Genomic DNA, 16,448 nt, shown 5'->3' on the forward strand with positions numbered 1-16,448 from the left:
GGATTTATGACCATAAAGATCACTCATGCTGTGATTGACGGTAACGCATACCAACTTTCCAACATTCGCCTAATAATTGATGCCAAGGCATTAATGTAGCCATATCCAGTCCCACTTTTTTACCAGTTACAGCAAATAGCATTTTGGAAGTATTTAATTCTGCTTGTGCTTGCGTAACTCGGTTGAGTAAATCAGATTGTTCCTGTTCACTCATAAATGAGATTTTCTCATTTTCTAATAATTGACGTGATCGCGCAAACCAATATTCAAAATCCTCTAACAGCGGCTCCAAGACTGACTTTAGCAACTCAGCACTTGGTGAATTTGAGTCACCCATATATAAGAAGCATATTTCCTAATGTCTTCTTAATATTAACGCTATTTACGAAACTTAACAATCGCCTCATAACTTACCTGCCAAAACAACCAAAATTTGTAATTTGTTATACAATACACAATTGTATAATTTTGGCAAGAGGTTTGTACAGTTCCTTGCGACTATTTTTTGATCTGTCTAAAGGAGTATCTATTGTGAACATTTAGAGATAATAATTACAAACAATTGTTAGGGGGCAATGCAGTTTTGTGGGGTCATCCCACAAAATTGCATTACTCCCAGATCAAAATGAGTGACTGACCTGTACAGATGATTGATCTTACCAATGATGGTAACTATGATGTGGTTTTGACTATTTCTGGTTCAGCTATTGCTTCTTTGACTCCAGATGGAAATGAAAATTTAGTAAATGAATAAGCGCAGAAACTTCCCCGAACCATGATTTTTTCCGTCCGAACCATGATTTTTTCTGCTAATTGTCAGGTTATCTATACTGAATTTTACTGATAAATCACCACAAAATCTGACAGCGATCGCTCAACTCCACAGTGACCAATCTCTAGCTTTGCTGGTGGAAACTGCTGATATATATAGCTTGAGGCGCTGGTCGAAAATTAATCAGCGCCTGGAATGATGACCTCGCTGGTTAATTTATTATTCGTGGCTAGAAGTTTCTAGTCTTTGGCTTTTGAGGTTCTGTAACTGTTGCAGCAGGGAATCTACTTCTGCTTGCAGGTCAATAAATTTTTCTTGTTGTTCGTCTTGGTAGTAAGCCTTGGTGAGCTTCTTTACCAATTCACTATGAGATTCGCAGCTGGCAACACTGGATGATAAAGTTGACATAGTTATGTTCTTTCCGAAACTAAACTCACACCATTAGAGATATTATAATAAAGCTATCTTAACCTTTCTTAAAATCAAGTATACTTTTAATTACATACTCTAATAGGTTTCCTGCTAAATCATAAGTGACTGCGATAATAGTGAGTGTGTTCCTCGGTGGTGATTGGTGACTGGTGATTGGTGACTAGGAAAAATCTTTCCTCCCCTGCTCCCTGCCTGATCTGTTGCTAGATATCGCCATTTGCATGGTAAAGTGATTGACACTATCAAAAAAAATCTATTTTTCTCATCTCCTAATCCCTAGTTAAGAAGTTTAGAATCCTGTGACTTTGAGCTTGTCTGTTGCTAAATCTCATCGCCAACCTTGGCCGGGGCTAATAGAAGCCTACCGTGAATACTTGCCTGTGAGCGAAAGTACCCCTGTGGTGACTTTGTTGGAGGGTAATACTCCTTTGATTCCTGTACCAGCGATCGCTGAACGTATTGGTAAGCAGGTGCAAGTATTTGTTAAATATGATGGTCTGAACCCCACTGGCAGTTTTAAAGACCGGGGTATGACTATGGCTATTACCAAGGCTAAGGAAGCTGGTGCTAAGGCGGTGATTTGTGCTAGTACAGGCAATACTTCCGCTGCTGCTGCTGCCTATGCTAAACGCGGAGGAATGCGCCCCTTTGTATTGATTCCTGATGGTTATGTGGCTTTGGGTAAGTTGGCTCAAGCTTTGTTATATGGGGCGGAAGTTTTAGCTATTAAAGGTAATTTTGACCGGGCTTTAGAAATTGTCCGGGAAATGGCGGATCATTATCCGATTACTTTGGTAAATTCTGTCAATCCTTACCGCTTGGAAGGTCAGAAAACAGGGGCTTTTGAAGTGGTGGATGCGTTGGGTAATGCTCCTGACTGGTTGTGTATTCCGGTGGGAAATGCGGGAAATATCACAGCATATTGGATGGGTTTTTGTCAATACCATCAAGCGGGAAAATGCGATCGCTTGCCAAAAATGATGGGTTTTCAAGCTGCTGGGGCTGCACCGTTGGTAAATGGTCAACCAGTGCTACATCCTGAAACTATAGCGACGGCGATTAGAATTGGTAATCCTGCGAGTTGGGATAAGGCGATCGCTGCCCAAACTTCCAGTATGGGTAGTTTTAACTCTGTTACAGATGAGGAAATTTTGGACGCTTATCGGTTGTTAGCGTCTTCTGAAGGTATTTTCTGTGAACCTGCCAGTGCTGCTTCCGTAGCTGGGTTATTAAAAGTGAAAGATCAAGTTCCTGCTGGTGCGACGATAGTTTGCATTTTAACTGGTAATGGTTTGAAAGATCCAGATACAGCCATTAAACACAGTCATGCTCAGTTTAAACAAGGTATTCCCGCAGATTTGCAAGCGGTAGCTGAGGCTATGGGTTTTTAAAGAATGCTGGGGACTGGGGACTGGTGACTGGTGACTGGTGATTGGAAAAATACAAATAATTACCCCCCTGCTTCTCCTGCTTCCCCTGATTTTAATAGCTATCTATGAAACGAGAATATCACTGACCTTAATCTTAATTTCTGGCAATACTTCACTTTTAATTAATTCATCACCTGTATAAATAAATTCTTCATACAAACCTTCTACTAAAGACAAAACCGTAATTTTGTTTTGTACAGGATCAACAATCCAATATTCAGAAATTCCCCTAGCTGCATACTCAGAACGCTTGAAGCGATAGTCTCGCACTTCATTTTCAGTACCAGGTGATACCACTTCTATAGCTATTAATGGTGGTGGCATTTCATGGGTAATAGTTCCTCTTTTTGTCGCTTCTAAAGCGGCGCGACATTCTTCACCCAAGATTAGTAAATCAGGGATTCTTACCTTAGCTCTACGTCCACTTACTTCAATCATAATTTCTTTATATTTTAATAAATGAAGAGGGACTATTTTAGACAATTCCAACAATAATCGCATTGATATATCAGAATTAAAAATTGATTCTGGTGGCATTAAAACTAATTCTCCATCTACTAATTCATAGCGATTTCCAGTGCCATCATCATAGGCATAGTAATCTTCAAAGGAAAAATAATTGATTGGTGCTTGAGGAGTTTGAACCATAAATATAATTCCATAATTCCATTCGCTTAGTACATATTAACCCAAGTTGATAACTAGGTACTTACGTTATCTCCCACCTCCCCTGCTTCCTCTGTCTCCCCTGTTGCCTTTGTGGCTGCTCTCAACTGTGTCAAACTATCAATAGCATCACCTAAAGCTGTAGTGAGATTTTTACGGGTTTGCTCGTGGTTTTCCTGTTCTGTTTTGAATGCTTGAATGAGGCGATCGCGTTCTTGAGTCACAGCGATCAATTTAGCTTTTAATTCCTCTATAGATGTGTCTTCGGTTAGTTCTGACTCAATAGCCGTTGTGGTAGTTTCTGTAATTGTATCAGTGTTAATACCTTGAAGTTTCCAAAGTTCAGCTTTTAAAGATGCAATTTCTTGTTGATACATCTTGGCATCGGTGCGACGTTGTTCTGATTCAGTGTTATAGAGTTGTCGCCATTTTTGTGAACTTTCCCAAGCTTCATCACGTTTTTGTTGCAGTTGAGCCATCTGCTGTTTGAGGCTTTGAATTTCGGATAACCATTTTTGTGTTAAATCTTGAGTCATATCATGTCCGGTTGCACAATTATCATATCTGTTGAGGCTGGTAATTGGTAATTGGTAATTGGTAATTGGTAATTGGTAATTTCTCATGAAACAGCTATATCGTAAGTGATTGGGCGGACATTATATCATAGTAGCTTTTATGTATAAATTTTGACATAAAATCTGTTCCCTGTTCCCTGCTATATATTGACAGTAAAACTGGACTCTCATCAATTATTGGGGCAATGTTGATTTCTCCATTGATGGGGAGTATTCTAGTTAACCAGGAAGTTACCGAAGCACAAGATATAATTCAGAAGCGATCGCAAGCTATTACAGAATACCTACAATTAAAATGGCAAGTCAGTGATGCTCGGATCAGCACCCAAATAGGAACAGAAGTTTCCCCACAAGATACGCGCCCTTTTTGGAAAGCTAAACTCATTTCTTTAGGATTAACAATTGGTACTATCTTACTTTTAATGCTGGCTTCTTTTCTGGTATTTATTAGTGATTTACTTTTGGGTATGCTGGTGCGTGGTAATCCTTATTTGGGATTCTTATTACCTCTTTGGAAATTGTTACTTTGGCCTTTAGCTTTAATGATTGTTGCTGCTACATTTAGCTTAGTCTATCGTTATGGACCAAGTGTGTGGAAACCAGGTACACCATTAATGCCAGGAGCAGTTTTAGCAGCTATCTTTTGGGCGCTGGTTTCGGCATTATTTCGCCTTTATGTTACCAACTTTGGAAATTATAATAAAGTTTATGGTACAGTGGGAACTTTTATAGTATTAATGTTATGGTTATGGATGAGTGCCTTTGTTCTCCTTGTTTGCAACCAATTAAATGTAATTGTTGGTGACTCTATGACAGTGAAAACAGGAAACTAGGAAGGTAAATAACCCAATTACCAATTACCAATTACCAATTACCAATTATATAAAATGTCTAACTCTCACAATAAAATTTACATTGAATCTGATGGTTATGCACCAACATTAAAACGTTTACAACAAATTAGTAAACTGTTAGATAATGCTATTACCATTCCGGGAACTCCAGTAGGTATTGGTTTAGATCCAATTTTGGGATTAATACCTGTTGGTGGTGATGTTTTGGGATTGATATTTTCTCTTTATATTATCATTGAATCGGCAAAGTTAGGTATATCAAAAGCAACTTTAGGCAGAATGATTGTAAATATTATCATTGATGCTTTAGTCGGTGCTATTCCGATGTTGGGAGATTTATTTGATTTTGCTTGGAGAGCAAATAATTACAACCTGATTTTATTGGAAGATTACTTAAAATCTCCTGCTGAAAAAAAGAAGGCCGATCAAGGTTTTATTATTGCTCTTTTTGCAGTGTTGGTTGTACTTGGTATTGTTTTAATTGCATTACCTGTTATTTTTATAGGAATGCTATGGAAAGCTTTAAATGGTGGGTAAATTAATCATTAACTAAGCTGTTATGCATTTAATTTGTATAAGTGGAACAGGCATCTTGCCTGTTAAACAAGAGTTCAGAATATTAGGATTATACAATTTAGTTGTGTAACAGCTTAACTCAAAATATCCTATTCCCTATTCCCTATTCCCTATTCCCTATTCCCTAACTAATAATATGAAAAACTGGTGGCAATTTCATTTTCCTCAAGGTCAACAAAATATAATTATTACTGATGCGTATGGCTATCCTGTAAAAATTGCTTATGGTGAAAAAGGTACAGGTAAACCATTAATTTTATTACATGGTTTGGGCAGTTGGAGTTATAATTGGCGATACAGTATTGAACCATTATCTAAATATTTTCGGGTAATTTGTTTTGATGCTAAAGGTTATGGTTTTTCGGAAAAAGCTATTTACCGTAGAGAAAAGAGTGGTCATCAAATAATTGAATTAGAACGGATTATTCAATCTTTATGTGATGAACCTCCCGTCATTGTCGCTGAGTCTTTAGGTGCGTTAGTTTCTTTAGCATTAGCGGCTAAAAATCCTCAATTAATTGGGAGTTTAGTGGTTATGAATGCGCCCATTTTTACCGAAACCTTACCTCATTGGGCAATGGGTTTATTAGCACAAACACCATTAGAAATTATCCACACAATTGATTTTTTACGTCTTGCTTTTGTGTTTGCACCTCTAGTCAGGGAAGTCATGGGTATGGAAAGACGAAAAGTGTTATTTAATCCTGCTATTCTCACAGAGGAAGATGTTTATTGGATAACTTATCCTTTTATTGAAATTCCCGGAACTTTAGTGAAAGTTGCGGAAGAATTACAAATAGCAGCTAGAGAAATTGAGAATTTACAAGCTAAAAAACCAAATATGTTAACTGAAATTCAAAATAGTCTCACTGCTATTGAATGTCCAACTTTAATTTTATGGGGTGATCAAGATAGTTGGTTTCCTGTGAGTCACGGTGAAAAATTACATCATTATATTCCTCATTCACAGTTAAAAATTATAGAAAATTGTTATCATGACGCATCCACAGGTGCTAATGATGTAGTGAATAGAGAAATTATGAAATTTTTGCAAGATACGAATTTCTGTTAAACTGTAATTTAAGCCATTATCAATTGTCAATCATCAATTATCAATTATTAATTGATAAAAGAAGAGTGGGAGAAGGCATACCAAGCGCCTTTTTTCTCCCACTCTACATTTGCTGCTGGGGCGTTCAGGAATATGTTTTAATAGACGCTATCCGTTATTTAGGGGGCTATGTATTTCAACGATAGTGTCTAGATGATGTGAGTATTCCTGTTGCAGCAAATGTTAAACCTGATTTCTTTTTGATTTCTTTGATTTTTTATTATTTTTTGCTGAACTAATAGCCCAACAAAATATTAGTAGATTGCTTTGTTTGTTCATAATTCAAACTTGTGAAACAGCCTTTTTAAGCAGAAGATATTTTATGTAGTAACCCCAGATAACAACATTATTGAAGTCGTTTATCTTTTAATAATTTAACTGGGTTGTTTACTGATTGGTTGCCAAGTTGGCACTTTTTATTATTTGTTTTTAGCCATTAGTCATTGGGGAAAATCTTCTCCCCTGCTTCTTCACTGTCACCTGTCACCTTTCACCTATTCCTCGACACCCTTTCTTAAATACGTTGTGGAAGTTTGAGTATGCGATAAATAACCCAACAACCAGATGCACAACTGAGGGCGATCGCCAACATTAACCATAAAGGTGTAGGATTACTGATATTAGAAGATAGTACGTTTTCTTTTTTACTGACTACTTCTATGGTTTTTTCTGGTTCTATTTTGGGAACGTAGCCAATATAAATTAGCTGGAAATAGCCAAATATTCCCACTCCCAGGGGAATAACTAACAACCCCACAAACCATAACCAAGGATACTTTAGGCACCGTTTCTTAATTAGAGATGTATTTTTTAATTCTTCTGAAGTGCTGTTTACAGTTGTGGTTAGTTCTGGTTTTGCATTGTGACTGTTCATGATTCATTTCCACTTGCATCCTCTAGTAGTTTATTATACTATAAGATACAAGTGTTATTTAACAGTAGGATAAAGGGGGTTGAAAGTAGTTTTTTGGCAAAATAGCGGTTTTTTACCAAAAATTTCCAAAAAAATTGGATATTATGCTACTTTTTCCCCATTATCTGCAAATTACTTTACTGAATCTTCTAATTTAGAATTGGTATGTCTTTCAATGGCAAGTTGAATTAATTGATCTACTAATTCTGTAAAAGAAATACCAGTATTTGCCCAAAGTTGCGGATACATACTTGTAGATGTAAACCCTGGTAAGGTGTTAATTTCGTTAATCAAAATTTCTCCAGTAGCTTCTACATAGAAAAAGTCTACTCGCGCTAAACCTGCACCATCAACTGCTGCAAAGGCTTGTAATGCCATTTCTTGAATTTGTTGAACTACTGTTTCTGGTAAAGGTGCAGGAATTAATAAGTCTGCTTTACCCTCAGTATACTTGGTTTCATAATCGTAAAAATCGCTATCAAAGGTAATTTCACCAATAACGGAGGCTTTGGGGTTGTCGTTGCCTAAAACCGCACATTCTACTTCTCTGGCAACTACTCCGGCTTCGACTATGATGCGTCTATCATAAGTTGCAGCGTTATCTAAAGCCGCTTCTAATTCTTGACGCGATCGCACTTTGGCTATTCCTACGGATGAACCCAGATTAGCAGGTTTGACAAAACAAGGATAGCCTAATGTTGCTTCTATTTCATCACACAATTTAGGAAATATACAAGGGTTTGACCAAATTTGCGCTCTCATTATTGCTTTGTATTTTACCTGGGATAAACCTGCTTGAGCAAAAGCGGTTTTCATAGCAATTTTATCCATCCCGGCGGCTGAACCTAACACCCCAGAACCAACAAAGGGAACTTGCATTAATGTTAGTAAACCTTGAATTGTTCCATCTTCGCCATTGGGTCCGTGGAGTATGGGAAACCACAAATCAATTTCTGCTGTTTCTGCGGGAAATTGCCATAAATTAGGGGTTATAGCGGGATTTTCTGTGGCTTCACTAGATTTTAAAACTTGTTGTGCAGTTTCTCCCCCTTGCCAAACACCATTTTTTTGGATGTAAAAAGGCACAATTTCATATTTCTGACTATTTGCTTCTGCACTCAAAGCATTTGCGATCGCCCTTGCAGAAATTATTGATACTTCATGTTCTCCAGAACGTCCACCAAACAGCAACCCCACCCGCAGTTTAGACATCTTCCTTACCTCGACACTATCTAAAGGTGATAGCGTACCACAAGGAATGTTATTAGGAGTCAGGAGATCAAGGAGTCAGGAGAAAGATAAATAGGGTTTGCTGAAAAAGTTATCTGTGAGGGCTAGGAGTATGGCTAACGCCACGCTTCGCTATCAAGGAGTTTTTTTTATTTTGAAATTCTGCAAACACTCACAAAGTGCAAGCTTTTTGAGGATCATAGCACCTAAAACCAGGCGCAATTTTAATTTTCATCATCCTCAATCCCTTGATTTATCTAGGTTTTACATTTATTCAGCATCCCCTAAATATTTCCTGTTTCTTGTTTTCACAGTCCCCAGTCATCAGTCACCAGTCACCAGTCACCAGTCCCCAGTCCCCAGTCACCAGTCCCCAGTCCCCAGTCACCAGTCCCCGTTCCCCGTTCCCTGTACTTCAATTTTTATTAGCTAATGTCAAACCATCAGCTATGGGAACTAAACTCAAGGTAATTCTTGAGTCTTGATATAATTTTTGATTAAAGGCGCGAATTTTTTTAGTTTGATTATCTTGTATTTCTGGATCTGCTACTTTCCCAGACCATAAGACATTATCAATGGCAATTAGTCCACCGGGTCGAATTAATTGCAGCGATCGCTCATAATAATTTTCATAGTTTCCTTTATCAGCGTCAATAAAGGCAAAATCAAAACTTTCTGCTTCTCCTGCTGCTAACAAGTTATCCAAAGTTTCCAAAGCTGGGGCAATATGCAAGTCAACTTTATCTGCTATTCCTGCTTTTTCCCAATATCGCCTAGCTATGCTGGTATATTCTTCACTGACATCACAGGCAATAATTTTACCATCTGCTGGTAAAGCCAACGCTACTACTAAGGAACTATAACCCGTAAATACTCCTATGTCTAATGTTTTTTTTGCTCCTAGTAATTTAACCAACAGTGCCATAAATTGTCCCTGTTCTGGGGAAATTTGCATTATAGACATTCGTAGCTGGGCGGTTTCTTGACGTAGTTGGGTTAAAATTTCTGGTTCACGTACAGAAACAGAAAGTAAATAATCATACAGGTTTTGTTCTAAGCCTATAGTTTGTTTTGCCATTACTGTGATGCTAAATTTATTGAACTAATATATCTGTATCTCAGTATTTTTTATTAGACATCTCCAGAAAAGAAATTATGGAACCTATTTATGGGGGCAGGGCGAAGCTTATGGGATATCTAGATGTCTGATTTTTCCGTTAAATTATCGCCCATAAGCTTCGCCCCTACAACTTATGACAAATTAATACATTCTATTGTGGAGATTTCTATTTAACTTAACATATTTTTTCCTTATCACAATTATAAATGCGAATTTTACAGTTTTTGAATCAGGATAAGAGCAGGATTATGTTGAGAGATGTTGCGAGAAAAGAGAAAGCTGGAATTTTTTAACTAATTTGCCACTAGAATGAATAAACTAACTGAAAATGTTCTCCAGAAACATTATTAAGTAACCAGCATTAAGTAACCAGCTTGTATTCAAGGGGGTAAGATGAGTCGTCCAATCATTCTTGGTATTGTTGGTGATAGCGCAGCAGGAAAGACTACGCTAACTAGGGGTATTGCTCAGGTACTTGGACCGGAGAATGTTACACTCATCTGTACCGATGATTACCACCGTTATGATCGTCAACAACGGGCGGAAATCGGTATTACAGCCTTGCATCCTGACTGTAATTACTTAGATATTATGCAGCAGCATTTATCGCTGCTACGGACAGGTCAAACAATTCTAAAGCCTGTTTATAGCCACAAAACGGGTCAATTTGAGCCTCCACAGTACATTAAACCGAATAAGTTTGTCATTATTGAAGGTTTACTGGGTTACTCTACCCGTGCTGCTCGTGATGCTTATGATGTTAAGGTTTATCTTGCTCCTCCTGAATCACTACGGGCAAAATGGAAGGTTAAACGGGATACCGAAAAACGCGGTTATAGTGAAGAACAAGTATTAGCAGAGTTAGAAAAGCGGGAACCTGACTCAGAAGCGTTTATTCGTCCCCAACGTCAATGGTCTGATATTGTGGTGAGTTTCTATCCTCCCAATGAAAATGAGGATGAAAGCAATGGACATTTAAATGTACGTTTGGTATTGCGTCCAACTATTCCCCATCCTGATTTTACTCAGATTATTCACCCAGATAATGATGATTCTGAATCAGCGGTGCGTTTGGGACTAGGTAGGGATATGGGTAAACCGGTGGATGTGTTGGAAGTTGATGGACACGCTACCTTGGAACAGGTGAATAAGATAGAGCATATCATGTGTAATGATCTGCCTTATTTAAAGAATATTTGCGATCGCGAAATCAATCCTGAACTTGGTAAAATCGCTGGCACAACAGGGGAAACATTGCAAAGTTACCCCCTAGCTTTGACACAGTTGATTATTACCTATCATATGCTCAAAGCAACGCAGATTCATCAGTAAATAGGACTGCTGATTGGTGACTGGTGGTTAGCAGACTAGGCAGACATGATAAGTATTAAACTTAATCATAAAATTCGTAACTACCACCTGCCAATTTACAAATATTGATATCATATTTTTCCACTACATCACCATCAGCAAATTTGGCTAGAAAGTCATAGATACAAGTTGTGCGCTCGTCATTGAAATTAATTTCTATCACCTTTCCAGATCGTAAAACATCATCACCTAAAATATCGTTTTCCCAATTTTTAACCCCACTAGGAGAAGCGTAAAATTCTGTCATATTTGCCCTTGTTTTATTTTCTAACAGAATGGTAATGTCTTCAGCCAAAACTTTTGATGTATTTGCTAATACACTGGGAATAACCAAAGCGGTGACGGCAACACTGGTCAAAAAGGTTTTCAGTTGCATGGTGACAACTCTTTAATTTAAAAAAAAGGATACTTTAAAAGTATGTGTTACAAAATAGCTACTTGTCAAATAAGGATATCTTATATCCAGCAAGTCCTACTTACCAAAATTCCCGGCTATTTAGTCATAAACCACCCCAAAAACCCCAAAACCAACAACAAAGGCATCAACCAATCACCCCAACGCACGTATAAAGTCTGAGTTTTCCGAGTATAAATAGTTTCAGCGTGAGTTTCATAAATATTATACCCTGATTTCCACAAAGTTCTCCCATGCGGATCGACAAAAGCAGAATAACCGGTATTTGTTGCCCTCACAGCCCATCGATCAGTTTCAATTGCTCGCATGATATCCTGGGCATGATGTTGATCTGCCATTGCTGCCGTATAATGGGCATCATTAGAAGAACTCAAAATAAATTCCCCACCATTAACAGCCTGATATCTAAAGATTTCCGAAAAAGCAGACTCATAACAAATACCCACAATAACCCGCCCCAAAGGAGTATCAAAAACTTGATTTTTTGCCCCATGTACTTGATGTTCATCCAAAGGAGATAACCGTTGAACTAACGCCCCAATAACTTCTTCAAAAGGAACAAATTCCCCCAAAGGTACAAGCTTTGACTTATCATATCTACTAGTAACTTCCCCTTTACCATTTACCCCAAATAAACTATTAGTATAACTTCTCCCCCTTTGCCCAAAACCACCGATCCAAACTACAACCCCTTTATCCTTCACCGCATCTAACAAAGCAGTATTTTGAAAATTACGTTCATATAAAGGTAAAGCACCTTCAGGAGTTAACACCCCATCAACACCTTGATTTACTAATGTTAAATATCCATTAGTATAGTTTGTAATTGCTCGTCTAAATCCTTGAGGAAGCAACTTAATTTCATTAGGAATATTACCTTGAACAATACCTATTTTTAAACCTGAATTTTCACGATTATTCAAAGGTTGGGAATAAAGAACAAAGCCTAAAACATGGGAGATAATTAACAGTAAAACAGCACAAACCAAATAACCATTAAAAAACCCCTTCCTTAAACTCTTTTTCTCCTCTGCGTCTCTGCGTCTCTGCGTGCAAAAATAAATCCAAGACTCCGCAACCAACCCATTAACCGCCACAATAACCGCCGTTACCGTATTCGGTCCAGAAAATTGCCCCAAATGCAAAATTACCAAATTATGCGGTGACTGAGTGTAAGATAAAGAACTCCACCACAAAGATCCAGAACTCCACAAACTTTCCAAACCACACCATATAGCTGTACCAATTAACACCCTTAACCAAGACTGTTGCTTATCTAACCACACCATCAAAAACGCCCAAAGAGAGACTAACAAACCTCCCCACAGGCTAATAAATGACCAGCAAAAGATGGTAATAAATAAACTTGGCCACCAGGGTACACCTAACCATTTCATGGGGTGAATACCTGTGATCCATGATAGGGCTATTCCATGATAGGCGATCGCCCATAAAAAGGCACATAAAAAGGCAGGAGTATTTTTTTGTGTTGTGTATTTAACAACTATCACCCAAAGAGGTGCAAGGGCAACCCAAGCCAAAAACCAAGCACCGACAGGGGCGACTGTCACCCCCATCAATGCCCCACTAGTTAAAGCTACTAGGTAAAGAAGTAAGTATTTTAACTTCTGCCTTGTTCTTTTACTCAGAATCTTCAGCATCTCCAGCATCGGGGGGAACTACTGCTACTCCAGTAATGGCATCATCTTCATCGAGTTTCTGTACTCTTACCCCGGTTGCTGTCCGTGATTGTACAGAAATGGCGTTAACAGATTGGCGAATAATAATACCTCTGTTTGTCGCCATCATGATCTCTTCGTCGGGGTTGACTATTCGCAAGGTTGCTAGTTGATCCTTGGTTTTGCGGTTTTTGAATTTGGTGGCGGTGATACCTTGTCCAGCGCGGTTTTGTAGTCTAAATTGTCCTACGGGTACACGCTTTCCATAGCCTCCCATCGTGATGATTAATACCCAGGGTCCTGTGCTGTTTGGTGTTTCGGTGGTTTCTTCGCTATTTTCTGCGGTTTCTTCAATTTCGATGGTTTCTTCTTCTAGTTCCGCTTCTGTTTCTGTGTTTAAGGTGTCGAGAATGGCCGCAGGAAGAATATCCATTCCTACCAGTTCATCACCGGGTTTGAGTTTCATTGATTTTACCCCACGAGTTGCCCTTCCCAGAGGACGCAGTTGATCATGGGTACAACGGAAGTGTATGGCCATACCATGACGTGAACCGATGATGATACTATCTTCTACTTTGGCACGTCTCACCCAACGCAAATGATCGCCTTCTTCTAAGGATATGGCTATTAACCCGTTAGCGCGAATGTTGCTAAATGCTTCTAATGCGGTTTTTTTGATGTTACCGCCTTTGGTGAGCATGACTAAATATTCTTCGCTGCTAAATTCGTCTACAGGCACAATGGAAGTGATTTTTTCTTCTTTGGGTATGGGTAACATCTGGACGATGGGTGTACCCCGACTGGTGCGTGAACCTTCTGGTATTTGATAAGCTTTGAGGCTGTAAACTACGCCGCGATCGCTAAAAAATAAGACGCTATCATGATCACAGCAGGTTAAAAAATGCTCGATGGTATCATCTTCTTTGACTTTAGCACCGGCTTTTCCTCTGGTAGCCCGGTTTTGAGCTTCAAAGGTATTCACGGGCATCCGTTTGATGTAACCTTGTTGTGTCACCAAAATTAAAACTTTCTCGTTAGCGATCAAGTCTATATCATCTATTTCCCCTTCGGCATGGGTAATAGCTGTGCGTCGCGGTGTGGCAAACTGGGTTTTAATTTGGGTAACTTCGGTTTCGATAATTTCCAGTACCCTTTCCCGTCTATCCAGAATATCCCGCAAGTCTGCAATTTGTACTTGCAATTCTTCATGTTCTAAGCGAATTTTATCCGCTTCTAAGGCTGTTAACCGCCGCAATTGCATTTGCAAAATGGCATCAGCTTGCACTTCGGAAAGTCCATAATTGCTAATTAATTCACCTTTGGCTGAGGGTGCGTCGGGGGCGCTTCTAATCAGGTTGATAATTGCATCTAAATGAGAGAGGGCAATTAATAAACCTTGCAATAGATGATCTCTTTCCTCTGCTTTTCTCAGTTGGTAACGAGTACGTCTGTTAATGGTTTCAATGCGAAAATCTAAAAAGACGCTGAGGAAGTTTTTCAGGGTGAGTATTTGTGGTTCCCCGTTCACTAAAGCCAACATATTCGCGCCAAAGTTGGACTGAAGTGGGGTTTGTTTATAAAGATTATTTAAAACAACACGGGGATAGGCATCACGTTTTAATTCTATGACGATTCGCATCCCGTCGCGATCGCTTTCATCTCGGATATCTGCAATACCATCAATTTTCTTATCATTCACCAACTCGGCAATTTTTTCAATCAAGGCCGCTTTGTTGGTTTGGTAGGGTAACTCGGTAACAATTATTGCTTCTCTAGCTGGGCGGTTGCGTTGTTCAACGGTTTCAATAGTTGCCACACCCCGCATGGTAATTGAACCCCGTCCGCTGGTGTACGCTTCTTTAATGGCTGATGTTCCTAGAATTTGCGCCCCTGTGGGGAAGTCAGGACCGTGAACATACTGCATTAATTGAGTGTCGGTTATTTCTGGGTTGTGAATTAATGCCACTAACCCATCAATTAATTCTCCCAAATTATGCGGAGGAATGTTAGTAGCCATGCCTACCGCAATTCCCGAAGAACCATTAAGTAATAGTTGGGGAATACGGGAAGGTAATACTGTGGGTTCTTGTTGAGAACCATCAAAATTATCAATAAAGTCTACAGTTTCAGCTTCAATATCTTGCAATAAGGAATGACTAGTTAATGCTTGTAGACGACATTCTGTATAACGCATCGCCGCCGGTGGGTCATTGTCAATAGAACCAAAATTACCATGACCGTTGATTAAAGGCGATCGCATGGAAAAGTCCTGCGCCATCCGTACCAAAGCATCATATACCGCCGTGTCACCGTGGGGGTGATATTTACCCAAAACTTCCCCCACCACACGGGCGCACTTTCTAAACGGGCGATCGTGCAACAGCCCTAACTCGTGCATAGCATAGAGGATGCGACGATGCACAGGTTTTAGACCATCCCTAGCATCTGGTAGCGCCCGACCGACAATTACGCTCATAGCGTATTCCAGATAAGATTGTGACATCTCTTGTCGTAAATCCGTCGGGATAATCCTCTCCTGTGAGGTTGTCATAACCTGCAAAACTCCAAAAAACGTAGATTTTAGCCTTTGTACTTGACAAAATACAAAATTATGTCAAATTAATCTTGAAAAATTGTCATATTTTCCTACAATTCTAACATATATAGACCCCGTTTGTGGTAAAGACAGTCAAACAAAAAGATCATATCAGAGAAAAGTAAGAATTTAGGAGTCAGGAGTCAGGAGTCAGGAGTCAGGAGTCAGAATAATTATCAAATCATAAATTCACAAATTCAAGATTTTATTAAAAAAATGCAGCTAATAATTGAGGATTCAGAATTAAGAATTCAAGATTGAGGATTGAGGAATAAAATCAGTTTGATGTTTGATAGCCTACACCACGGTGACAGGTGACAGTTTCAAGAGTTGGATAGGAACGATTTTTTCTTTATGTAGGAATTACAGCTATTTTCAGGTAAATAAACCACATTTTGATTTAGGTTTCGCGTCAACAATGTAGGGGCGAAGCATTCGGATGATAGTCTTAGGTAAAAACCGATAATTAATTGTCCGAATGCTTCGCCCTTACTGTAGTCTAAAGACATGAAAACTGCTGTAAGTGCAGGGTTTTTCACTTGCCACCTCATAAAAGCTGGCACTTTTTGAAAGCACTTCGGCTTACTTCGACTTACTTCGACTGCGACCTTCGACACCGCCCTTCGACACCGCCCTTCGACACCGCCCTTCGACACCGCTCAGGACAGGCTCAGGACAGGCTCAGGACAGGCTCAGGACAGGCTCAGG

The 16,448-nt window shown here is 39.1% G+C and carries 15 protein-coding genes and 1 pseudogene; 6 read left to right on the forward strand and 10 right to left on the reverse strand.

What is annotated here, in order from left to right; genetic code table 11:
- Positions 1–19: 19 nt before the first annotated feature.
- On the reverse strand, positions 20–337 hold the full coding sequence (locus H6F47_RS13995; protein ID WP_096571220.1) for a DUF2605 domain-containing protein: 318 nt from the start codon (positions 335–337) through the stop codon (positions 20–22).
- A gap of 654 nt (positions 338–991) precedes the next feature.
- Positions 992–1,180, reverse strand: coding sequence for a hypothetical protein (locus H6F47_RS14000; RefSeq protein ID WP_096571218.1), 189 nt, complete (start codon positions 1,178–1,180; stop codon positions 992–994).
- Positions 1,181–1,503: 323 nt separating this feature from the next.
- Here H6F47_RS14000 and thrC point away from each other — a divergent pair, with 323 nt between their 5' ends.
- Positions 1,504–2,595, forward strand: coding sequence for a threonine synthase (gene thrC, locus H6F47_RS14005; RefSeq protein WP_096571216.1), 1,092 nt, complete (start codon positions 1,504–1,506; stop codon positions 2,593–2,595).
- 102 nt (positions 2,596–2,697) lie between these two features.
- Here thrC and H6F47_RS14010 read toward each other — a convergent pair whose 3' ends face one another.
- Complete coding sequence (locus H6F47_RS14010; RefSeq protein ID WP_190649633.1) at positions 2,698–3,282, reverse strand: Uma2 family endonuclease; 585 nt, start codon at positions 3,280–3,282, stop codon at positions 2,698–2,700.
- Between the two features lie 53 nt (positions 3,283–3,335).
- Entirely contained in the window at positions 3,336–3,836 is a 501-nt protein-coding gene (locus H6F47_RS14015) for a hypothetical protein (protein ID WP_137666464.1), read from the reverse strand.
- A gap of 377 nt (positions 3,837–4,213) precedes the next feature.
- On the opposite strand from H6F47_RS14015, the pseudogene H6F47_RS14020 reads away from it, so the two are divergent.
- The 3 genes and pseudogenes from H6F47_RS14020 to H6F47_RS14030 form a co-directional block, all read left to right on the forward strand.
- Positions 4,214–4,708: pseudogene (locus tag H6F47_RS14020) on the forward strand (YihY/virulence factor BrkB family protein); the annotation flags it as partial.
- Positions 4,709–4,762: 54 nt separating this feature from the next.
- Positions 4,763–5,266, forward strand: a complete 504-nt coding sequence (locus H6F47_RS14025) for a DUF4112 domain-containing protein (protein WP_190649635.1) — start codon at positions 4,763–4,765, stop codon at positions 5,264–5,266.
- Positions 5,267–5,441: 175 nt separating this feature from the next.
- Positions 5,442–6,377, forward strand: a complete 936-nt coding sequence (locus H6F47_RS14030) for an alpha/beta hydrolase (protein WP_137666466.1) — start codon at positions 5,442–5,444, stop codon at positions 6,375–6,377.
- A 553-nt stretch (positions 6,378–6,930) separates the two neighbouring features.
- On the opposite strand, the gene H6F47_RS14035 is transcribed toward H6F47_RS14030, so the two are convergent.
- Together H6F47_RS14035 and H6F47_RS14040 are read right to left on the reverse strand one after the other, a co-directional pair.
- Positions 6,931–7,290, reverse strand: a complete 360-nt coding sequence (locus H6F47_RS14035) for a hypothetical protein (protein WP_096571206.1) — start codon at positions 7,288–7,290, stop codon at positions 6,931–6,933.
- A 171-nt stretch (positions 7,291–7,461) separates the two neighbouring features.
- Positions 7,462–8,541 carry a D-alanine--D-alanine ligase family protein gene (locus tag H6F47_RS14040; RefSeq protein ID WP_190649637.1) on the reverse strand — a complete coding sequence of 360 codons (1,080 nt, stop codon included), beginning with the start codon at positions 8,539–8,541 and terminating at the stop codon, positions 7,462–7,464.
- Positions 8,542–8,807: 266 nt separating this feature from the next.
- Here H6F47_RS14040 and H6F47_RS14045 point away from each other — a divergent pair, with 266 nt between their 5' ends.
- Complete coding sequence (locus tag H6F47_RS14045) at positions 8,808–9,044, forward strand: hypothetical protein (protein WP_190649639.1); 237 nt, start codon at positions 8,808–8,810, stop codon at positions 9,042–9,044.
- Here H6F47_RS14045 and H6F47_RS14050 read toward each other — a convergent pair.
- Positions 8,975–9,637, reverse strand: a complete 663-nt coding sequence (locus H6F47_RS14050) for a class I SAM-dependent methyltransferase (protein ID WP_190649641.1) — start codon at positions 9,635–9,637, stop codon at positions 8,975–8,977. The two genes, H6F47_RS14045 and H6F47_RS14050, sit on opposite strands and share 70 nt — an antisense overlap.
- A gap of 435 nt (positions 9,638–10,072) precedes the next feature.
- Here H6F47_RS14050 and H6F47_RS14055 point away from each other — a divergent pair, with 435 nt between their 5' ends.
- Positions 10,073–11,011 (forward strand): phosphoribulokinase, encoded by a 939-nt coding sequence (locus tag H6F47_RS14055; protein WP_190649643.1) that lies wholly within the window; start codon positions 10,073–10,075, stop codon positions 11,009–11,011.
- Positions 11,012–11,072: 61 nt separating this feature from the next.
- Here the strand turns inward: H6F47_RS14055 and H6F47_RS14060 are convergent, their stop codons facing one another.
- The 3 genes from H6F47_RS14060 to gyrA form a co-directional block, all read right to left on the reverse strand.
- On the reverse strand, positions 11,073–11,426 hold the full coding sequence (locus H6F47_RS14060) for a hypothetical protein (protein ID WP_190649645.1): 354 nt from the start codon (positions 11,424–11,426) through the stop codon (positions 11,073–11,075).
- Positions 11,427–11,542: 116 nt separating this feature from the next.
- Complete coding sequence (gene lnt, locus H6F47_RS14065; protein ID WP_242027398.1) at positions 11,543–13,126, reverse strand: apolipoprotein N-acyltransferase; 1,584 nt, start codon at positions 13,124–13,126, stop codon at positions 11,543–11,545.
- Positions 13,107–15,695: a DNA topoisomerase (ATP-hydrolyzing) subunit A gene (gyrA, locus tag H6F47_RS14070; RefSeq protein ID WP_190649648.1), complete on the reverse strand. Its 2,589-nt coding sequence runs from the start codon at positions 15,693–15,695 to the stop codon at positions 13,107–13,109. The genes lnt and gyrA overlap by 20 nt, the downstream gene beginning before the upstream one ends.
- Between the last annotated feature and the right edge of the window lie 753 nt (positions 15,696–16,448).

Source organism: Sphaerospermopsis sp. FACHB-1094, from assembly GCF_014696195.1.
GTDB lineage: Bacteria > Cyanobacteriota > Cyanobacteriia > Cyanobacteriales > Nostocaceae > Sphaerospermopsis > Sphaerospermopsis kisseleviana.